Genomic DNA, 20,888 nt, shown 5'->3' with positions numbered 1-20,888 from the left:
TCGCTGCATTAATTTTGCAATAAACTCATAACCGCCCCGGTCACATCAATAACAACAATACAGGTAAGCCGCAGATGAGAGTAAACGTAAAACCCCTCAAACAATACCCTTTTTGGTTAAAGCCCTTCTTCGCCACCCAAAAAAAGAACTATGGTCAGGTACTCATTCCTGGCATGCTGTGGGGTCGAAGCCCTAAATTATTTGCTGCTGTGGCCTGCCTGTATGGCGTCATCAATCGACGCCGCTCCCCCATCACACCGGTCATTCGCTCTCTGGTCACAGTCAAAGTATCGCAGATCAACGCTTGTCACTTTTGCGTCGATATCAACAGCATGACGCTGGCGAAACGGGCAGGTTCAGAAGACAAGGTGTTAGCCTTGCATAACTGGCGTCACAGTGATTTATTTGACGATATTGAGCGAGCGGTTTTGGCCTATACAGAAGCCATGACAGACACTCAGCAAGGGGTCACCGATCAGCACACCAAAGATTTAAAAGCTTGGTTTAACGATGATGAACTGGTTGAGCTCACCGGCCTTATCGCGTTTCAAAATATGTCGGCAAAGTTTAACGCTGCATTAGATGTGCCTTCACAGGGTTTTTGCCATTTACCGACAGGGAGTCAACAAGATGGATAGTAAAAAAATCACCCTATTGGTCAGCTTTTTGGTGTTATTCATTGCTTTTTTTGCCTTTGAATTAGACCAGTACTTAAGCTTGTCATACTTACAAAGCCAACAAGCTCACTGGCAACAGCAAGTCAGTACTCACTTTTGGCGCTACTTGTTGGTGTTTTTTGTTATCTACTTAGTCAGCACAGCGCTTTCTTTTCCGGGGGCGGCGCTATTAACTCTGCTCGCGGGCGCCTTGTTTGGGTTATTTTGGGGGCTGGTCATCGCCTCGTTTGCCAGTACCTTAGGGGCTAGTTGCGCTTTTCTATTTTCTCGTTATGTGTTTAAAGATGCAGTACTTAAACGCTGGCAGCATAAGTTATCCGGTGTCCAACAGGGGATGACAGAAAACGGAGCCAAATACCTTTTTAGTCTTAGGTTAGTGCCTATCTTTCCGTTTTTTTTAATTAACCTATTAATGGGCTTAAGTGATATTCGGCTGCGCACCTTTTACTGGGTAAGCCAAATAGGCATGCTGCCGGGCACTTTAGTGTACGTGAACGCGGGCACTGAGCTGGCAAAAATCCAAAGCTTATCGGATCTTACCTCACCATCGCTACTGATAGCTTTCGCGTTGCTGGCTCTTTTACCCTACGTCACCCAGTTTATCAGTAAACAAGTTAATCGCTGGCAACAGGCTAAGCGCTTTAACAAGCCGACTAAGTTTGACTACAACATGATGGTGATTGGCGCCGGTGCCGGTGGCCTAGTGAGTAGCTATATAGCCGCCACCGTAAAAGCGAAAGTGGCCATTATCGAACAACACAAAATGGGCGGTGATTGCTTAAACACAGGCTGTGTCCCCTCAAAAGCATTATTAAAGTCAGCCCATGTGTATACCCAGTGCCAACAAGCCGAAAAATACGGTATAAAACACGTGCAAGCACAGCTCGACTTTGCCGAAGTCATGGCCAGAGTGAAGCAAGTGATCAGTAAAATTGAACCCCACGACTCAATTGAACGCTATGAAGGATTAGGGGTTGAGTGTAAAACCGGCCGAGCTCATATTGTCGACCCTTACCGGGTGAAGGTTGGTGAGCATACCTTCACCACACAAAATATCATTATTGCTACAGGCGCTAAGCCTTTTGTGCCAAATATTTCGGGGATCAATAACATTGATTACCTCACTTCAGATACCATCTGGCAGTTACAAACCTTACCCAAGCGATTATTGGTATTGGGGGCAGGCCCTATTGGTTGTGAACTCGCACAGTGCTTCGCTCGTTTTGGCAGTAAAGTCATCATTGTCGATATGGCAAAGCAAGTACTCCCCCGAGAGGACAGTGAAACCGCACAGTTATTAGCTACGCAATTGCAACAAGACGGTTGTGAACTATTGCTTAATGCGAGCGCCGATGCGTTCAGTGTTCAGCAAGGGCAACCACAATTAAACGTTAGCCAAGGCGATAAATCACAAACGATCTTGTTTGACCAAGTATTGATCGCGGTAGGTCGCAAGGCTAATACCCGCGGCTTTGGTCTAGAGGAACTGGGCATTACCCTTAACGACAATGGCACGATCAAAGTTGACGATTATCTGCGCACTCAATACGACAACATGTACGCAGTGGGTGATGTAGCCGGCCCGATGCAATTTACTCACTTTGCATCGCATCAAGCCTGGTACGCGAGCGTCAATGCTCTGTTTGGCCGTTTAAAACAATTTAAAGCCAATTATGACGTCATTCCGGCGGTCACATATTGTGAGCCACAAGTTGCACGCGTCGGCCTGAATGAGCAAGAAGCCAAACAACGCAACACCCCCTACCAAGTGACACAATACGACTTGAGCGACTTAGACAGAGCTATCGCCGACGGGGCTACACAAGGCTTTGTCAAAGTCCTCACTGTGCCAGGAAAAGACAAAATATTAGGGGTGACGATTGTCGGACATAACGCAGGAGAAATCATTGGCGAATTTGTTTTAGCAATGAAACACGGCTTAGGCTTAAACAAAATATTGGCCACGGTTCACGCCTATCCAACCATGTTAGAAGCCAATAAATACGCTGCAGGTCTTTGGAAACAAGGACAAAAGCCTGAGCGAATATTAAATATACTGAAGAGATACTTCAACTATACAAGAAGCTGACTCTACATCAGCGCCTAACTGCGACGAACCAGATATTTTGCCACTTTAATAGTAAAGTGGCATGCGAAGCAGTAATACAGCTACAAAGCATCGATTTTCGATTGATAGCCTACTACAGCCAAAGTTACTTTGTGTGACGACAAATAGAGGGGCTAGATATGTTATCAGCATGGAGGGATGCGTCAATTTTAGCTAACTTCCTAACATTAACTAAACCTTTGACATCCTTGTGCAAAGAAAAACAGTTGTTACTAACCGTGACGTCCTTAAATACCACTTTATTTTTGCGGGTAGAATAATCACCTGGAGATAACACAATGATATAACCATGCTGCTTTCGTTTTTTAAGCTCGTAAATGGACATATCCACTTTATTAAAAGTGTTTCCTTTTATTTCAATACCAGAAACGAAATCTCTCGCTTTTTGTTCGCCTGCAAAACTGGCTTGAAATCTTACCCCACCTTTAGCACTATTTACTTCATTGTTTGAAAAGGAAATGTTACCCCACCCAATAGGGTAAGGGACGATTTTATTTTGATTACCCTTGCTCTTATTTACATTTGCCATATTAGGGTATGCACTGAGCACCCAACCATCAATATCCTCAAACTGATTATCCAATATAGATACATCTGAATAACTCACAATTTGTATTCCTGAGCAGGCCTTAAACTTATTTCCCTGTAACCTCGCGCCCTTCACCTGGACCCTTGAAGCTAATTTTAAGCATCCCCTCAAATTCTCAAAGGTATTATTAATGAAAGTTATGTCTTCCACCCCACCTACAGCCTTAGCACCTTTGCCCCAACCATTTGTCGTCGAGACTTGATAAGAATTTTTGAATAGGTTATTTGAAACAATCACATTTCTCGAGTTAACTCTATTCTCGGTAACTAATACCTCTGCTAGAGAAAGCTTGCTATGCTCAGAATTAGGGATCACGGCATTATGATCCGAAGTAATTAAAAGTGCAGTATTACCAAAGTTTAAAAATCGACTATTTTTAATTGTAAGGTCTTCAGCGCCAAGAAAGTGCACTCCAAAATTATCCCAATGGTAGTCGCCTTTTTTAAAGCTTCTAACATCGATAACTTTACCATGCCTTTTCATGCCGCCTTTGAACTCAATATTATCAATAACGAAACCCTTTACGCCTACCGCTTTTAATAAGGTATAGTTAGCGTTTTTGTAGTCCTTATCACACTTTTCGAAAACAACCTCTCCTAAGCCAATTAAACTAATATTTTTAACATTATTGATTCGGATCGTTTTGCAGGTAGTGTAAGTACCCTCGGCGATATAGATATTGGTGTTCTCTGCCGCTTGCTCAATGACTTTTTGAAGATAACCGGAGAAATCTTGCTGCGGAATGATCGGGTACAGCGACTTTCTGTGCTCCAGAGCGACAGCGGAGCTGCAGTAAAGGCATAAAATAACTAACAACCTCAAGGGCTTCACCTTTTTTTTCAAAGCAAAAAATAAATAACGTGTTAAACCAGAAACATTATATCGGCTTTACTTTGCAGGGCTGGCCTACCGAAGTAAATAGTTGCTGACTGAACTCTTCTATTGATAACGCTTTTCCAAACAAGTACCCCTGAAATAAATGACACCCTTTACTTTTTAGGTAGCTTAGCTGGGCTACATTTTCGACACCTTCAGCTATTACATCAAGATCAAGATGATCGGCCATCGCAATAATGGCAGATACAATCGCTTGCTGGCTGACCTCCGTTTCTAAATTCTCCACAAAAGAGCGGTCAATCTTCAAAGCTGTTATTGGTAAAGTGCTGAGGTAAGACATAGACGAATAGCCGGTGCCAAAGTCGTCTATCGCAAAACGGATGCCAATAGCTCTTAGCTCTTTTATTTTCTCAACGGCTTGTTCTAACTGTGTCACCAATATTGACTCTGTTATCTCAAGCTCTAGGAGCCCTGGTTGTACTTGGTATTTCGCCACCAGCGCTTTAACGTCAGCCACAAAGTTACGTTGCTGAAATTGCTTAGGACTAACATTCACTGACAAAGTAGAGAACCTGTCGTTTAAACCACTTTTCTGCCACTGCTGCAGAACCGAGCAAGATTGCTCAAGCACCCATTGGCCTAGCTCTAAAATAAGGCCTGAATCTTCTGCTGCGGGTACAAACTCTTCAGGAGAAATCCAACCACGTTGCGGTTGCTGCCAGCGCAGTAATGCTTCGCAACCTACCATATTCCCCTTATTGTCGACTTTAGGTTGCAAGAACATTTTCATTTCATCTTGCTCTAATGCCAGTCGCAACATCTGTTGTAGGCTGTGATTCCGTTGGACCTTACTTTCCATCTCATCAGAGAAAAAATGGATCGCTTCACGGCCATCATCTTTACCGTGGAACATAGCAATGTCTGCTTGGCGAAGTAACTCAGTGGGTAATAAACCGTCTTCAGGAAACAAACTGATGCCAGTAGTACAAGTTAGGTTGATTCTCTGCCCTTGCAAAACAAAGGGTGAGGAAATGCGTTGGCTTACCTCTTGTGCAAAGTTCATCGCTTTCTCGGCCGCTTTGTCACGACGACTGCTTAATTGCGGCAAAATGATGGCAAATTCATCACCCGATAAACGCGCAATAAAATCAATCGAGGCGATGGTCTGCTTGAGGCGATTGCCTACCATCTTCAGCAATAAGTCGCCTGCGCCATGACCATGAATATCATTAACCTGCTTAAATTTGTCTAGATCAACAAACAACAAGCCACCAAATTGTTTTGATTGTTTAGCGCGCTGTAATTCAAGTGACATCGTCTCCAGTAATTTGCGGCGGTTTGGTAACTGGGTGATTTCATCATGAAAAGCTTGAAAGGCAACGGTCTCTTGAGCTTCACGGTACTCTGTAATGTCGGTGTGAGTGGCAATAATCCGAGATGGTTGACCATTTTCAGCCCATTCAATCACTTTGCCGCGGTCAAGCACCCAACAATAAGTACCATCTTTACAACGCAGTTGGTGAATATGCTCATAAAACGGCGTTTTGCCTTGCAGGTGATAATTCAGGGCACCAAATGCAGCCTCTAATTCTTCAGGGTGAATACGATATTCTAGCTCTTCAATATCCGTACCAATTTCGTCTTCTGAGTAGCCCAACATCTCTTTCCAGCGCGGCGAGAAGAATACCTTACCGGTTTCAATATTCCAGTCCCACACACCGTCTCTGGCACCGCTTAGCGCATAGTGCCAGCGTTGCTCACTTTCCCTTAACTGCTGGAAGTTGACTTGCATCTTATGAGACATTTCAGCAAAAGCGCTTTGTAATAACCCAATTTCACCTTGGCCGTGGCGATGATAGTGAAACTCACCATCGGCTTCAAATTTATGCGCCGACTTCACTAAACGATTAAGTGGGTGAATGATCATTTTGAGCATTAACAAAGTCAAAATAACCATCGCAAGCAATACTACTAATGTAGTTTTAACCGATTTCTTCACCGTATTAATGAACAAATTTTCAAATGGCTTAGCTAACGAGTAGCTGAAATAGATTGAGCCGGTGTTGTTACGCTTTAAACTATGATCTTTGCGGGCTAATTGCAGCGGGGCGTATACCCTGATCTGCTCTTTCGTCTCGTCATAATGATAAGCCAATCGGTTCTTGTCTCGAGCTTGATAGAAACTGTCCCACTCAAACGGTTCGACTACTGAGCTGGCAAACATATACTTCCAACTCATTTTATTGGCTAGCAACACTTCGGCGTTTTCATCCAAAACCAATAAGTCTTGCACATTGATATCAAGTGCAGCCAGAGTCAGTTCTCGCTCCGCCACCGCATTATCGTGGCGCATCAAAGCATCCGACAAACTTTGCTGTAAGCGATTGACCTTACCCAAAACCTCAAGGCGGCTATCTTGTAGCAGGCGAGCTTTGTCATTGCCGTAATCTAGACTGATAAAAATGGCTTGTAGCAAAAAGAAAAAGGTAAACAAGAGTGCAGGGATAACAGAAGCCAGTGACCATTGGCGAATACTATTCATAAATCACCTTTTCAAGTACTTGGCTACATACAAAATTGTCCAAATTTGGCGCCTGGTCAAGCATTCCCCGATAGACCATTAAATCGGCCAACTCTTGGGCTTGTAAGTTTAAAGCTGAAGTTTTATCACCAGTTAAGCGCATCATCGACTCGACCTGACCAATGAATTTAACCCCCTGTAAACTGCTTTCCATCTCACTGGTATAGAGCTGTAAACGCATTGCCATTAACTGTGTCGCTTTTTGCGGACGCCCTTTTTGGAATTTACGCGCCTTGTAATAGCTCTTTAGCAGGTCAACCAAGGCTTCTTCTTGACGTTTGACAGCGCGATCTGAGGCGACGACTAAATTAACGATACGACCGGGTAATCGACTACTGTCGAACAAGGTCACACCACCAAGGGCGAGCAACTGCTGCTTCACAGGTTCGCTGGTGATCAAAGCATCAATTTGCGAGCGGTGAAATTCTTGCCTTTGCTCATCAAGTTTAACTTCAACTAGCTCAACGTCATGAGCGGCAATGCGCGCTTGACTGAGGGCTTCAGCTAACAATAAAGAGCCTGCCGCGTTGTTCTCATAGCCAATGCGTTTGCCTTTTAGATGCCGAAGCTTAGTAACACCAGGCAAACCAATAATCGCGTCACCGCCAACGGACTCATCCACAATCGCCACTACTTTGAGTGGCACTCCACGTGTTACTAACGTTAATGCTTCATCAAGGGAAAGAAAAGCCACATCAAGTTTACCCGCTTCAAAGCTGTGAGCAACGTGACTGGCAGACGTCATCTCGTAAAGCGCAATATCTTTTCCAACCAAATACTCCATTTCACGAGCCAAGAACATAGGTTCAAAACCTGGCCATGGCGCTGCGCCCACTCGTAAAGTTTCAGATACAGGAGAGCAGCCTGTCAGCAAGCTAATAGATAGGATAAAGAGGGATTGTGCAAGACGGAGCGATTTTCGATGCATAGTAAACAGCTTTCCCTGCTGTCATTATTTTTTTTTTACATATTTTGCCAGACAGCAGTGAAAAAGCCTAGTGAATATTAATTACACAGAATCTAAAAAAAACAATAAGTTATGTTTCTATAAATCAGAATCTTGAGTTATTGGTGAAATATGAGAAGAGGATCACTGCTTTAAAAACATGAACAGCCAGTTTATTAAACTGGCTGTAATGAAAAAATGCTACTGGTTTTTTAGCGCTTCAATTCTGTCTTCCAGTGGTGGGTGGCTCGAAAATAATGATGAGAAACCGCCGTTTATACCAAAGGCGGCAAACTGACCTTGCATCTCTTTTTGCTCACCGCCACGTAAACGCTCAAGTGCCGCAATCATTTTTTCTTTATTGACGAGTTGGCTTGCACCTGAGTCAGCGGCAAATTCACGCTTACGGCTAAACCAAGCCACTACGACAGAGGCTGCCACACCAAATACCATGTGCAATACGGTATTGATAGCTAATACGGCAAGGAAACCTGGGCCACCTTCACCGTCTTCATCACTCATGGCAGATTGGATAAAGCTAGATACCAAGGAAACTAAGAAGTAAACAAAGGTATTCACCACACCTTGAATCAATGTCAGGGTGACCATGTCACCATTGGCAATGTGGCTGACCTCGTGCGCTAATACCGCTTCCACTTCGTCTTGGGTCATTTGATCCATTAAGCCGGTACTGACAGCAACCAAGGCATCATTTTTCTTCATACCGGTGGCAAATGCATTCATGTCGGGGCTATCGTAAACCGCCACTTCCGGCATCTCAATGCCTACCTGTTGAGCTTGACGTGCAACTGTGTCTAGCAGCCATTGCTCCTGAGCATTGCTGGCAGACTCAATGACCACAGCGCCAACCGAGCGCTTGGCAATAAACTTTGACATGGCCAGGGAAATAAATGCGCCGCCAAAACCAAATACTGCGGCAAACATCAAGATGCCGCCCATGCTACGAGAATCGATCCCCGTCATCGCAAAAACGATATTTAGGACGATACCCAATACCAGCATCACCGCCAAGTTAGTCAACAGAAATAGACCAATACGTTTCATTAAAAGCCTCAAACAATAGGTTAAAAACACCGAGACATAATATGTCTAAAGCCGCAAAGTTCAAGCTTTCTTTACAATGTTTTACAACTGATTAACTGCGTGTTTATCAGCGTAGTAAAAATAACTGTTTTGAGCCCTAAAAAAACCACAAACCCGCACAAAATGTCATAGGCAGGTGAATGCCACAACAACATAATTAAAACAACCGCACAAAGTGCATTAACATAAGCAGAAACGTCGATCCGTCGGCCGTTACTCTTCTATCTTTAAAGTGATAAAAAACTGCCAGACTTGCTCGTTAGACTGGTAAAATTATGTAATTTCCTTATGCTAGCACTCGTTTGAAAAACTCAGCGAGAATTTAGGACGCAAGTTTCTTCTATAGCGCTGGTGCAGTAACTAACCCATAAATTGGATAAGACTTTCTTCATGGTAATAGCTAGTTGGTTTAATGAAATTAACCTCTCTAATCTAAGAGGTGATTTATTTGGCGGTGTCACGGCAGCGATTGTTTCCTTACCACTTGCTTTAGCTTTTGGCGTTGCTTCTGGAGCAGGTGCCGAAGCAGGCTTATACGGAGCTATTCTAATTGGCTTATTCGCGGCACTTTTTGGCGGTACTTCAACCCTCATCTCTGAGCCGACGGGCCCAATGACTGTAGTAATGGCTGCAGTACTGACCAATCTTGTTGCGCAAAACCCTGAAAATGGCTTAGCAATGGCCTTTACCGTGGTAATGATTGCCGGCGCCTTTCAAATTTTGCTTGGGATTCTCAACCTAGGCAAATACATCACCTTAATGCCTTATAGCGTTATATCCGGCTTCATGTCTGGTATTGGCTTAATATTGATTATTTTACAGTTGCCATCTTTACTAGGCCATGACAACCCTGGGGGCGGTGTAGTTGGAAACCTGACGGCTATCCCCTCTTTGCTTTCGGAAATCCGCTGGCCTGAGCTAGCGTTAGGATTGATAACCCTTGCCATTTTATTTTGGTTTCCTAAAAAATTGGCAGTAAGAGTACCACCACAACTGATTGCGTTAATTGTTGGTTCAGTCATCGCTCTTACCTTGTTCAGTGGCGATAGTATTCGAGCGATAGGCGAAGTATCCCTTGGCGTTCCTTCGTTGATTTTGCCCACCTTCACTGCTGATCAAATCACTCAAATGGTATTAGACGGCATAGTATTAGGCACGCTAGGTTGTATCGATGCCTTGTTAACTGCTGTGATTGCAGACAGCTTAACCCGTAAGGAACACGACTCCAGAAAAGAGCTTATCGGGCAAGGCATTGGCAACATGGTATCTGGCTTATGTGGAGGCTTACCTGGCGCTGGCGCAACGATGGGGACGGTGGTAAATATTCAAGCCGGAGCTAGAACCGCTTTATCTGGCATTACTCGAGCCATGGTATTATTGATTTTAGTGGTTTTTGCAGCAGGCCTAACCGCTTACATCCCGCTTGCAGTTCTCGCGGCCATTGCCATAAAAGTCGGTTTAAATATTCTTGATTGGAGCTTCTTAAAGCGAGCCCATCGTGTATCAAAGACCGCAACCATGATCATGTATGGTGTCATGTTGTTAACGGTATTTGTCGATTTGATTGTAGCGGTAGGTATCGGGGTGTTTATTGCTAATATTCTTACTATCGAAAAACTGAGTCGCCTGCAAGCGAAGAACATCTACCGGATCAGTGACACTGACGACAGTATCCCTCTTACTCAAGAAGAGATTAGCACCCTTGCCAAAGGTAATGGTAAGGTGATGCTGATGTATTTTAGCGGCCCCATGATGTTTGGCGTTTCAAGAGCCATTGCTCGTGAGCACGAAAATATACATGCATTTGAAAAAGTTGTTTTTGATTTAACAGATGTACCTTTAATCGACGCCACGGTTTCTCTGGCAATTGAAAATGCGGTAAAAGACGCAGTAGATAATGATAAGCAAGTATTTATTGCTTGCCCTTCTACAGCAACCCAACAAACATTTCAGCGCATGGGACTCATAGACCTTGTTGGCGAGCAAAATATTGTTGAGTCACGAGAAGAAGCGCTAGAAAAAGCGGTTGCAAGTTAAACCTGCTCACAACGAGTTTTAAAAGGAAGCTTTTGCTTCCTTTTAACTACTTGTAAACACGCTATGTGACCTTGGTTTAACTAAAGTCGGTTATAGGCAACAGATCTAAACTGCGTACGCCTTGAGCTAAGGGATCACTTGCGTAGCCGATTTCAGCCAGCATTGGCGCCGCTATATGCTGCTTTAAGTACGCTAAGTTTTCTTGATAAAAATCCTGTTGGCTGTCGCTTGGCGTATTCGCCACCCAACCAACCAAAGGTAATCCGTCATCAAGGATAGCCTGAGCAGTTAACATGGCATGATTCAAGCAGCCCAGTTTCATGCCTACCACTAAGATGACGGGCATTTTTTGAGCAATAACCCAATCAGATAAAAAGCCATCGTCGCCTAAAGGCAGACGCCAACCACCCGCACCTTCAACAAAAGTGAAGTCACTGTTGTATTGCGCAAGCATTGACAATCCGGCGTCTAACGCCGCCAAACTGATAGGCTGTTGGTATTTTGCCGCGGCAATATGCGGAGCGATAGGCTCAGCAAATACAATCGGGTTAACCTGCTCATATGGCAGTGACATTGACGCGGCCTGTTGAATAAGCAAAGCATCGTCATTTTCCAAACCTCGGGCTGTCATTGCTGCACCCGCCGCAATTGGTTTATGGCCAATCACAGTGTGACCTTGTTGTATGAGGCCTTGCATCAGTATTTGCGTGACGACTGTTTTGCCTACATCGGTGTCGGTGCCGGCAATAAACAAATGCTGACTCATTTTTGCAACTCTCCATAAAACACAAAATAACTGGCCGGGTAATGACCGTCTTGGTTAAATTCTTGATAGGCCAAGTGCAAGGCATTGAATTTACCTTTACCAGCAAGCCCCGAAGGTTTATTCCCAAGTACGTGATTGGCACCTATGCCTTTTAACTCTTTCAACAGTTGAAACGGATGCCTGTACTGCACCACTTGTTCACGCACTTGGCTGGTTACCGACATAAAGGGGCTGTTCTGGCAAATGCGTGCAAGCTCTGCTTCCGTCTTAAATTCATTCACATGCTGTAAATCATCGACTTGGCGCCACGCATGTTGCAACTGCCACAAAGACTTGCCGGCCAAGGTACTAAAAAAGAGCTTTCCACCCGGCTTTAATACTCTATGTACCTCGGCTAAAGCGACGGATAAATCATCGCACCATTGCAACGCTAAACTGGAAAACACCCAGTCTAGGCTGTTATTGGCTAACGGCAAATGCTCAGCATCACCTTGTAACCAGTGGCGCACTGTCGGCCGCTGCGTTTTAGCATATTGCAACATGCCTAATGCTAAGTCTAAGCCAATCAGCTGCTGGCAATGCTGGCTTAGGTCGGTGGCAAAAAAGCCTGTGCCACAGCCTAGGTCCAAACCCACTTCATGCTGCTTATTTGCATGTTTCGCTACTTTTGACAATAAGTGCTGACCGGTTTCGCGCTGTAAACCAGACATGCTGTCGTAGCTATGCGCCGCCTTCGAAAACGCGTGTGCAATGGCGAGTTTACTGCTCATTGCTAAACTCTCTATTTGTCATCCCTGCGTCAGCATTACCTGCGAGTCCTTGTGCCAAAGCCGTCACTAAAGCATGAATATCCGCTGTCGTATGAGCACTGCATAAGGTGACCCTTAGTCTGGCACTGCCGGGCGGTACCGTTGGCGGACGGATTGCGGTGCAATAAAAGCCTTGCTCACGTAGTCGTTGAGCCAAAGCTAAGGTGGCATTATTCCCGCCAATAATAACCGGTTGAATCGCCGTTTCAGAAGGTGCTATTTCAATACCCTCTTGCTGTGCAGCCTGTTTGAAGGTAGCAATATTTTGTAGCAATTTTTGCTGTCGCCACGGCTGTTGTTGCAATAGCTCAATGCTCGCTTTAATGGCCACGGCTTGTGCTGGAGGCATCGCCGTGGTGTAAATATAAGGCTTAGAGAAATTGGTAATGTAATCAACTAAATCAACTGTGCCCGCGACCATAGCGCCGGCAACACCAAGGGCTTTGCCAAATGTCGCCATATGAATGTGACAATCTTGCGGATGAATGCCTTGCTGCGCCAAGCTACCTTGGCCATGGGGACCAAGTACGCCAATGCCGTGGGCATCATCCACCATCAGCCAAGCTTGATATTGCCGAGTTAAACGAACGATTTCCGCCAGCGGCGCTTGATCGCCGTCCATACTAAAAACGCCTTCGCTAATCACCAGTTTATTCTCGCCGCCTTGAGACAAACGTTGTTCAAGGTGAGACATATCATTATGGCGAAAACGCACCATGTTCGCGGCCACATATTGGCCGGCCTCAATCAAAGAAGCATGGTTTAATTTATCTTGAATAAGCAGGTCTTGTTTGCCAAGAAGCAATTTAAGCACAGCTTGGTTTGCGCTGTAGCCTGAATTAAACAAGGCAACCGCTGGCACATTCAGCCACTCTTTAATGGTTTGTTCTAACGCATAATGAGCATCAGAATAACCAGTCACTAAGGCGCTGGCTCCGCTGCCACAGCCATACTGAGCGAGCCCTTGCTGCCAAGCAGTCACCAGCTCAGGGGCTTGTGCGAGAGAAAGGTAATCATTGCCGGAAAAATTTAACAAGGAAGCTTGTTGATATTGAATCAGGCGCCCTTGGCATTGTACCGCCGTTGTTTGACGGTACAGGTGCTGACTTTTACGCTCGGCTAACTGCGCCGAGATAAAATCAAAGGCCATTAACGAGCTCGTGTCGCGTCATAGAATAAGTCGGTGTCTTGGGTTACAGGGCCCAATGGCAAATCGGCCTCTAGCTCTGTTGGGTCAACGTGATATTGTTCGCGGTTAATGCCTAACTTATTGAATAGTTTCATATCGGCATTTTCTTCTGGGTTTGGCGTCGTCAATAATTTACAACCATAGAAAATCGAGTTGGCGCCGGCCATAAAGCACAAGGCTTGAGTTTGCTCATTCATTTTTTCACGGCCTGCGGATAGACGCACGTGAGACTGAGGCATCATAATACGAGCAACCGCAATGGTACGTATAAATTCAAACTCGTCTAAGTCATCCACATTTTCAAGTGGCGTACCTTGTACTTTTACCAATTTATTAATTGGCACACTTTCCGGGTGTTTCGGCATGTTCGCCAATTGCACCAGTAAACCAGAACGATCGTTGGCCGACTCGCCCAAGCCAACAATGCCGCCGCTGCATACTTTCATACCTGAATTGCGCACATGATCTAGCGTGTCTAACCTGTCTTGATAGGTACGAGTGGTAATGATTTGATCGTAATACTCGGGCGAAGTGTCCAAGTTATGATTGTAATAGTCTAACCCGGCGTCGGCCAATCGGCCTGCTTGATCTTCGTTTAACATGCCCAACGTCATGCATGACTCTAAACCTAATGCTTTTACGCCCTTCACCATTTCTTCAATGTATGGCAAATCGCGATCTTTGGGGTTTTTCCACGCCGCCCCCATACAAAAACGGGTTGAGCCCGCAGCCTTAGCCTTTTTGGCTTCCGTCAATACCTTTTCGACTTCAAGCAAACGCTCTTTTTCAAGGCCCGTATCATAACGTGCGCTTTGTGGGCAGTATTTACAGTCTTCTGGGCAAGCGCCGGTTTTTATCGATAACAAAGTGCTGACTTGCACTTGGTTAGGATCGAAGTGTTGACGGTGAATTGACTGGGCCATAAAGACCAAGTCCATAAAAGGACGTTGAAATAACCCATTAACCTGTTCGACCGTCCAATCGTGTCTTAATTCTGCCGCCATTTTGCTTGCCTGTTTTGCTATTAAAATTATTTGGCTAGTGTATGTATCCACGTTAAGCTGTCAACTTTAATTACGGCAATCAGTTTACCTTTGGTTATTTTATGAGCATAAATTACCAGTTTGACCAACAACATATCTGGCACCCTTATACTTCCAGTGTTAACCCATTACCTTGTTACGGTGTTAGCCACGCCAGTGGCGTAACCCTGACTTTGGACGATGGCCGTGAACTCATTGATGGCATGGCTTCTTGGTGGGCTTGTATTCATGGTTACAACGTGCCAGAGCTCAACCAGGCTGCGCAGCAACAGCTGCAAAAAATGTCCCATGTGATGTTTGGCGGCTTGACCCATCAACCCGCCATTGATTTATGCCAAGAACTGATTGCTATCACCCCCGAAGCCCTCGATAAAGTGTTTTTGTCTGACTCTGGTAGCGTTGCGGTGGAAGTGGCGTTGAAGATGGCGCTGCAGTATTGGCACAGCAAAGGCGAACCGAGGGCTAAATTTCTAACCGTACGAAATGGTTATCATGGCGACACCTTTGGCGCGATGGGCGTTACCGACCCTGAAAACTCGATGCATGAATTGTATCAAGACTTTTTACCCCAGCATCTGTTTGTTGCTGCGCCGCAAAGTCGATTTGATCAGGCTTTTGACCCCAGTGAGCTGGACGAACTCAAAGCCACGTTGGCAAAACACCATTACGACATCGCCGCCATGATCATAGAGCCTATTGTGCAAGGGGCTGGGGGCATGCGCATTTATCACCCAGAGTATTTAGCAAGTGCCAAGCAGTTGTGCGCGCAATACGGCATCTTATTCATCGCCGACGAAATTGCCACCGGCTTTGGTCGCACCGGCAAAATGCTCGCGTGTGAACACGCCGATGTAGTGCCCGACATTCTTTGTTTAGGTAAAGCCATCACAGGGGGCTACATGAGTTTGGCGGCCACCTTAACTACCAAGCACGTAGCAGATACCGTATGCCAAGGTAAGGCTGGCGTCTTTATGCATGGCCCCACCTTTATGGCCAACCCACTGGCTTGCGCAGTGGCAACCGCCAGTATACGTTTGTTGCGACAAAGCCCGTGGCAACAAAGAGTGGCCGCGATTGAGCAAACTTTGCAACACTCGCTCAAGCCATTGCAACAATTACCAAATGTGGCTGATGTAAGAATATTAGGCGCAATCGGTGTGGTTGAAACCACTCACGCGTATGACGTGGCAACGCTGCAACAGGCTTTTATTGAACACGGTGTCTGGCTGCGCCCGTTTGGTAAGTTGATATATATGATGCCGCCCTTTGTGATGACCAGTGCGCATTTGCAACAGTTAATCAATGCGATAAAGCAAACCTTGAGTGAACTTCCTCATCAAGAATAAACGGCTTGGAAAGCGATGTGATGTAAAAGGCTTATACCTTTAAGTAGAAAAATAACAAGCTTACGGCGCAAATCACCAATAGCATAATAAAGTTAAACCAGACTTTGTCTTGTTTGCGCCGCGAGTAACGCAGGTTAATGACAAAGCTCAAGAGCGACAGGCCAGAACAGCCCCAAAGCACATAAAGCAGGTAGTTCTTTAGATGGGGTTGCCAATGGGTTCGCACATCGAGCTCAAAGTACCGGACGAGACCCGTTTCTAGTTCAGGTCTGGCATAATGAAACAGCAATAACGCCACCAATAACAAACTCCAGCTGGCAAAAGCCAAGCAAGCCAATAATACTTGGACCTTGTTCCCTCGCCGTCTTCGCTCTTGTTGCGCCATATATTCTCCTTCTACTCGTTTGAAGATACCTCAAACTCAGCAATATCGCTGTGATTTGTGCCATAGCGACAGATAAAGGCGGAAATTTCCATTTTTTACTTGTTTCCTGAATAGGCAAAGGTAAGATTACGGGTTTTGAACATTGAAAATTTGGGTTAACCGTACGCCAATCCTAACGGGTCGCATACTTGATTAACTCGTGCAGCTGGAGAGCATACTAAGATGACGCAAGCGTCCATAGTTGAAGTATTTAAAGGTCAGTACCCGGTAGGAAGCCAGGTGACTGTAAAAGGTTGGATCAGAACACGCCGTGACTCAAAAGCCGGTATTTCTTTTCTTGCAGTCTACGATGGTTCATGTTTTGACCCGATTCAAGCCGTTGCTCCAGCAGACTTAGACAATTACGAAGCTGAAATCGTTCGCCTTACAGCGGGTTGTTCAGTGGAAGTGACTGGTGAAGTAGTCGAAAGCCCAGGCAAAGGTCAACAGTTTGAGATCCAAGCAACCCACGTTAAGGTTGTTGGCTGGGTGGAAGATCCCGACACTTACCCAATGTCAGCGAAGCGCCACAGTATTGAGTACTTACGTGAGCACGCGCACCTACGCCCAAGAACAAATATCATAGGTGCAGTAGCCCGTGTCCGTAACTGTTTGTCTCAAGCAATCCACCGTTTTTTCCACGAACAGGGTTACTACTGGGTAAGCACGCCGATTATTACCGGCAGTGATACCGAAGGGGCAGGTGAAATGTTCCGCGTATCAACGCTGGACATGATGAATTTACCGCAAGACGATCAAGGCAACATAGATTACAAAGAAGATTTCTTTGGTAAAGAAACTTTTTTGACCGTATCTGGCCAACTTAACGGTGAAACTTACGCTTGTGCCTTAAGCAAAATTTACACTTTTGGTCCTACTTTCCGCGCCGAAAACTCAAACACAAGTCGCCACCTTGCAGAGTTTTGGATGGTTGAGCCAGAAATTGCGTTTGCCGACTTAGCTGACGCCGCACAGTTATCTGAAGATTTATTGAAATATGTTTTCAAGGCCGTGCTCAATGAACGTGCAGACGACATGCAATTTTTTGCCCAGCGCGTTGACAAAGAAGCCATCTCTCGCCTTGAAAACATGATTAATTCTGACTTTGTCAGAATGGACTACACTGACGCCATCGAAATCCTTAAAACCTGTGGTAAGAAATTTGAATACCCGGTTGAATGGGGCGTTGATTTACAGTCTGAACACGAGCGTTACCTTGCAGAAGAGCATGTAGGTGGCCCGGTGATCATGCAAAACTACCCGAAAGACATTAAAGCTTTCTACATGAAGCTGAACGAGGACGGTAAAACCGTTGCCGCCATGGACGTATTAGCTCCTGGCATTGGTGAAATCATTGGCGGTAGCCAACGTGAAGAAGACTTGAGCGTACTGGATGCGCGCATGGACGAAATGAATCTGGATAAAGAAGAATACAGCTTCTATCGTGATCTTCGTCGCTACGGCACTGTGCCACACGCAGGTTTTGGTTTAGGTTTCGAACGTTTAGTGTCTTATGTCACTGGCGTAAACAACATTCGCGACGTTATTCCGTTCCCACGTGCACCTAAGTCTGCTGAATATTAATAGTGATGCAGTAAAAATCGCGTAGCAAAAAGGCCGCTTACTGCGGCCTTTTTTAATAGTATAAATTGAGACAGAAAACGCGCCTCTTAGCTGACGCTAGAGATAGCTAACAAAGTCATCTGGGTCGAGCTTTTTAGTAGCAGACGGTTCATTGACTAAACTGCCAAGATACAAATAGCCCACAATTTGTTCTTTCCCCTTTAAACCTAAATCGGCTTTTACTTTGTCATCGTAGCTCATCGCGCCAGTTCGCCAGATACCACCGTAACCCAACGCTTGAGCCGCCATTTGCATAGCATGCGCTGCACACCCTGCTGACAATACCTGCTCTACTTCAGGGATTTTATGATCCGGCGTGACACAAGCAACCACAGTAATGACTAAGGGCGCTCGTTGAGGCATATTTTGCGCTTTTTGAATCGCAGCTTCGTCCGCGCCATTCGCGACTGCCGCTTGCTGGTAAATATCGCCTAATCGTAATAAGCCATCGCCTTCAGCAATAATGAAACGCCAAGGGTGTAATGCACCATGATCAGGGCTACGAAGGCCTGCTTGAATAATGGTTTCTAGGTCGCACTTATCAGGCCCTGGCTCAGTCAAGCGCCCCCATGAACGACGATTTAATAATAATTCTATGGCTTGCATCAGCGATTCCTTTTCTTGCTGCTTACCCGGCACGCTTTTGCCGTGGTAAAGTCATGTTGGCGTGGCCTTCATGTTACCCGTTCAAGGCACTAATGAGAATGATAGTTGCTTAAAGTTAAGCAAGAAAATCAAGCAAATGTCTATTTCATAACAATAATAAATGGCATTACGAGAGAGAAACGGTTTTTTCTCGGTCATAACTTTAGTAGAGTTGAGCCACAATAAATGTAAACAGGATGTTTGTTTTGAGTGTTATCAAATGGGTTTTTCGCACGCTATTTAAGTCCATCAACTTTATCCGCTTATTAGTGCTCAATCTGGCATTTTTACTGATTGTGGCTGTATTAGCCATCGCCATGAGCGCGGACCCTACGCCTAACATTCCCCAAGGCGCAGCCCTGACACTCAACTTAAAAGGGCAAGTTGTTGAGCAAACACAACCTGTCGACCCTGTTTCCGAATTTACCAACGAATTGCTAGGCCAAGACACCGAGCAGTTCCGTGAAATCGCACTCACTGACATCACTCACGCCATTCGCTTTGCTCAAGCAGACAATCGTATCAGCGCTTTGATCTTAGATTTAGAAGGATTGCACAGCACCGGCATGAACAAACTGTTGGAAATTGGTTCAGCGATCAAAGAGTTTAAAGAATCCGGTAAACCTGTGTACGCCTATGGCGACTTTTATACGCAAAGCCAATACTTGCTTGCCAGCCACGCCGATAAAATCATGCTGAACCCTGAAGGCGCTGTGTTAATAGAAGGTTTAGGGGTTTATCGCTTATATTTTAAATCAGCCATCGACAAACTGGCCATTAGCTCACACGTGTTTAAAGTTGGCACTTATAAATCCTTCGTTGAGCCCTACATTCGTGACAACATGTCGAGTGAAAGCAAACAAGCGAACTTAGCTTGGTTAAACCAGCTGTGGGGCAAATACATCGAAACCATCGCCATGGAAAGAAACTTGGCGGGTAATGCGATATCCCCAAGCGTAGAACAATACCTCGAACGCCTAAAAGCCGCGGGAGGCTCACAAGGCCTCTATGCTAAAGAGCAAGAACTGGTGGATGAGTTAAAAAGTAAACAAGAAATGCGCCATTTCTTGATGGCTCAACTGGGTGAGAACGACAGCGCAGACAATTACTTAAGTGTAGGCTTTCAAGACTACCTGGCCGCCATTCCTGATGCTTTTGAAGAAAGCACAGGCTACAAAGATCAAATCGCGACCATTTTCGCCTCCGGTGAAATTATGGCTGGTTTACAGTCTGCTGGCACCATTGGCGGCGACAGCTTGTCTGAGCAACTGAACGACGCACGCTTAGACGAACAAGTTAAAGCCGTGGTATTACGCATTGATACCCCAGGCGGCAGCGCATTTGCGTCTGAGCAAATAAGGCAACAAATTCTAGCGCTAAAAGCGGCAAATAAACCCGTGATTGTATCCATGAGTAGCACCGCAGCATCTGGCGGCTATTGGATCGCATCGGCGGCCAATGAGATTGTCGCGTCACCCGTCACCTTAACCGGCTCGATTGGTATTTTTGGCATGTTTGCGACTTTTGAGAAAGCCCTGAAAAAAATGGGTATTTCTGGCGATGGCGTAGGCACGACACCTTTTAGCGGCGTAGGAGTCACCAGGCCTTTACCTAGCTACATGAAGGAAATTATTCAGCTGAGTATCGACAATGGTTACAACAAATTTTTGCAAGTAGTTGTCGAAGGTAGAAAGTTGCCTCCTGAAGAAGTGGCACAACTAGCCGAGGGCCGAGTTTGGACAGGTGAGGACGCCAAACGTTTGGGCCTAGTTGATCACCTTGGAGGCCTTAAGCTATCGTTGACGCGAGCGGCAAGCTTGGCCGAACTGGACGACTTTGAGATTAAAATTGTGCAGCCCTACCAGAGCAACAGAGACGCGATTTTGTCAGAGTTTTTTGGTCAGGTGAAACAGCAACTGCAACCAGAGATATTACAATCGCCAAGCGTGCAAGCCATCCTCACGGAAGTAGATAAACAAGCAGCGCCAATGCTTCGTTACAACGACCCGAAGGGCTTATACGCTTTGTGTCCAGCGTGTGATAGCGTCAAGCTATAACCCTCGGGCTAAGTTGGCTTAGCAAAAAAACCTCAAGCCCGCCTACGCGGGCTTTTTTTTTCTTTTATTCACCCTATAATCAGCATA

16 protein-coding genes are annotated in these 20,888 nt (G+C 45.5%); 6 read left to right on the top strand and 10 right to left on the bottom strand.

What is annotated here, in order from left to right:
• Positions 1-74 precede the first annotated feature (74 nt).
• Both D1Z90_RS08200 and lpdA read left to right on the top strand, forming a co-directional pair.
• Positions 75-638: a carboxymuconolactone decarboxylase family protein gene (locus D1Z90_RS08200; RefSeq protein WP_119910274.1), complete on the top strand. Its 564-nt coding sequence runs from the start codon at positions 75-77 to the stop codon at positions 636-638.
• Positions 631-2,766, top strand: a complete 2,136-nt coding sequence (lpdA, locus tag D1Z90_RS08195; protein WP_119910273.1) for a dihydrolipoyl dehydrogenase — start codon at positions 631-633, stop codon at positions 2,764-2,766. Before D1Z90_RS08200 ends, lpdA begins: the two co-directional genes overlap by 8 nt.
• A gap of 124 nt (positions 2,767-2,890) precedes the next feature.
• Here the strand turns inward: lpdA and D1Z90_RS08190 are convergent, their stop codons facing one another.
• The 4 genes from D1Z90_RS08190 to htpX form a co-directional block, all read right to left on the bottom strand.
• Positions 2,891-4,216: a right-handed parallel beta-helix repeat-containing protein gene (locus D1Z90_RS08190; protein ID WP_119910272.1), complete on the bottom strand. Its 1,326-nt coding sequence runs from the start codon at positions 4,214-4,216 to the stop codon at positions 2,891-2,893.
• A 55-nt stretch (positions 4,217-4,271) separates the two neighbouring features.
• Positions 4,272-6,773, bottom strand: coding sequence for an EAL domain-containing protein (locus tag D1Z90_RS08185; protein WP_119910271.1), 2,502 nt, complete (start codon positions 6,771-6,773; stop codon positions 4,272-4,274).
• Positions 6,766-7,740, bottom strand: a complete 975-nt coding sequence (locus D1Z90_RS08180) for an ABC transporter substrate-binding protein (protein WP_119910270.1) — start codon at positions 7,738-7,740, stop codon at positions 6,766-6,768. Before D1Z90_RS08180 ends, D1Z90_RS08185 begins: the two co-directional genes overlap by 8 nt.
• 219 nt (positions 7,741-7,959) lie before the next feature.
• The gene (gene htpX, locus D1Z90_RS08175; protein ID WP_119910269.1) at positions 7,960-8,823 is read right to left on the bottom strand and encodes a protease HtpX; all 864 of its coding nucleotides are present in this window, start codon (positions 8,821-8,823) and stop codon (positions 7,960-7,962) included.
• A gap of 429 nt (positions 8,824-9,252) precedes the next feature.
• Here htpX and D1Z90_RS08170 point away from each other — a divergent pair, with 429 nt between their 5' ends.
• On the top strand, positions 9,253-10,899 hold the full coding sequence (locus D1Z90_RS08170; protein ID WP_119910268.1) for a SulP family inorganic anion transporter: 1,647 nt from the start codon (positions 9,253-9,255) through the stop codon (positions 10,897-10,899).
• Positions 10,900-10,975: 76 nt separating this feature from the next.
• Here D1Z90_RS08170 and bioD read toward each other — a convergent pair whose 3' ends face one another.
• Genes bioD through bioB form a run of 4 tightly spaced genes read right to left on the bottom strand, consistent with a single transcriptional unit; the run spans position 10,976 to position 14,667 of the window.
• Complete coding sequence (gene bioD / locus D1Z90_RS08165) at positions 10,976-11,665, bottom strand: dethiobiotin synthase (protein WP_119910267.1); 690 nt, start codon at positions 11,663-11,665, stop codon at positions 10,976-10,978.
• Positions 11,662-12,435: a malonyl-ACP O-methyltransferase BioC gene (gene bioC / locus D1Z90_RS08160; RefSeq protein ID WP_119910266.1), complete on the bottom strand. Its 774-nt coding sequence runs from the start codon at positions 12,433-12,435 to the stop codon at positions 11,662-11,664. Before bioC ends, bioD begins: the two co-directional genes overlap by 4 nt.
• Positions 12,425-13,624: an 8-amino-7-oxononanoate synthase gene (bioF, locus tag D1Z90_RS08155; RefSeq protein WP_119910265.1), complete on the bottom strand. Its 1,200-nt coding sequence runs from the start codon at positions 13,622-13,624 to the stop codon at positions 12,425-12,427. The genes bioC and bioF overlap by 11 nt, the downstream gene beginning before the upstream one ends.
• On the bottom strand, positions 13,624-14,667 hold the full coding sequence (gene bioB, locus D1Z90_RS08150) for a biotin synthase BioB (protein WP_119910264.1): 1,044 nt from the start codon (positions 14,665-14,667) through the stop codon (positions 13,624-13,626). Before bioB ends, bioF begins: the two co-directional genes overlap by 1 nt.
• Positions 14,668-14,768: 101 nt before the next feature.
• On the opposite strand from bioB, the gene bioA reads away from it, so the two are divergent.
• Positions 14,769-16,052, top strand: coding sequence for an adenosylmethionine--8-amino-7-oxononanoate transaminase (gene bioA, locus D1Z90_RS08145; protein ID WP_119910263.1), 1,284 nt, complete (start codon positions 14,769-14,771; stop codon positions 16,050-16,052).
• Between the two features lie 31 nt (positions 16,053-16,083).
• On the opposite strand, the gene D1Z90_RS08140 is transcribed toward bioA, so the two are convergent.
• Entirely contained in the window at positions 16,084-16,437 is a 354-nt protein-coding gene (locus tag D1Z90_RS08140; protein WP_119910262.1) for a hypothetical protein, read from the bottom strand.
• Positions 16,438-16,659: 222 nt separating this feature from the next.
• On the opposite strand from D1Z90_RS08140, the gene asnS reads away from it, so the two are divergent.
• Positions 16,660-18,060 (top strand): asparagine--tRNA ligase, encoded by a 1,401-nt coding sequence (gene asnS / locus D1Z90_RS08135; RefSeq protein ID WP_119910261.1) that lies wholly within the window; start codon positions 16,660-16,662, stop codon positions 18,058-18,060.
• 96 nt (positions 18,061-18,156) lie between these two features.
• Here the strand turns inward: asnS and D1Z90_RS08130 are convergent, their stop codons facing one another.
• Positions 18,157-18,705, bottom strand: coding sequence for an NAD(P)H nitroreductase (locus D1Z90_RS08130; RefSeq protein ID WP_119910260.1), 549 nt, complete (start codon positions 18,703-18,705; stop codon positions 18,157-18,159).
• A gap of 245 nt (positions 18,706-18,950) precedes the next feature.
• On the opposite strand from D1Z90_RS08130, the gene sppA reads away from it, so the two are divergent.
• Positions 18,951-20,801 (top strand): signal peptide peptidase SppA, encoded by a 1,851-nt coding sequence (gene sppA / locus D1Z90_RS08125; RefSeq protein WP_198419077.1) that lies wholly within the window; start codon positions 18,951-18,953, stop codon positions 20,799-20,801.
• The last annotated feature ends 87 nt before the right edge of the window (positions 20,802-20,888 follow it).

It is taken from the genome of Motilimonas pumila, assembly GCF_003596335.1.
Taxonomy (GTDB): Bacteria; Pseudomonadota; Gammaproteobacteria; order Enterobacterales; family CBDFNC01; genus Motilimonas; species Motilimonas pumila.
This window is presented reverse-complemented; position numbering and strand designations above follow the sequence as displayed.

Coding starts and splice junctions, on each gene's coding strand:
- bioC (WP_119910266.1), bottom strand. CDS start 12,435: ATGAGCAGTAAACTCGCCATTGCACACGCGTTTTCGAAGGCGGCGCAT.
- D1Z90_RS08170 (WP_119910268.1), top strand. CDS start 9,253: ATGGTAATAGCTAGTTGGTTTAATGAAATTAACCTCTCTAATCTAAGA.
- D1Z90_RS08140 (WP_119910262.1), bottom strand. CDS start 16,437: ATGGCGCAACAAGAGCGAAGACGGCGAGGGAACAAGGTCCAAGTATTA.
- lpdA (WP_119910273.1), top strand. CDS start 631: ATGGATAGTAAAAAAATCACCCTATTGGTCAGCTTTTTGGTGTTATTC.
- D1Z90_RS08130 (WP_119910260.1), bottom strand. CDS start 18,705: ATGCAAGCCATAGAATTATTATTAAATCGTCGTTCATGGGGGCGCTTG.
- D1Z90_RS08185 (WP_119910271.1), bottom strand. CDS start 6,773: ATGAATAGTATTCGCCAATGGTCACTGGCTTCTGTTATCCCTGCACTC.
- bioD (WP_119910267.1), bottom strand. CDS start 11,665: ATGAGTCAGCATTTGTTTATTGCCGGCACCGACACCGATGTAGGCAAA.
- asnS (WP_119910261.1), top strand. CDS start 16,660: ATGACGCAAGCGTCCATAGTTGAAGTATTTAAAGGTCAGTACCCGGTA.
- bioA (WP_119910263.1), top strand. CDS start 14,769: ATGAGCATAAATTACCAGTTTGACCAACAACATATCTGGCACCCTTAT.
- D1Z90_RS08200 (WP_119910274.1), top strand. CDS start 75: ATGAGAGTAAACGTAAAACCCCTCAAACAATACCCTTTTTGGTTAAAG.
- D1Z90_RS08180 (WP_119910270.1), bottom strand. CDS start 7,740: ATGCATCGAAAATCGCTCCGTCTTGCACAATCCCTCTTTATCCTATCT.
- bioF (WP_119910265.1), bottom strand. CDS start 13,624: ATGGCCTTTGATTTTATCTCGGCGCAGTTAGCCGAGCGTAAAAGTCAG.
- bioB (WP_119910264.1), bottom strand. CDS start 14,667: ATGGCGGCAGAATTAAGACACGATTGGACGGTCGAACAGGTTAATGGG.
- htpX (WP_119910269.1), bottom strand. CDS start 8,823: ATGAAACGTATTGGTCTATTTCTGTTGACTAACTTGGCGGTGATGCTG.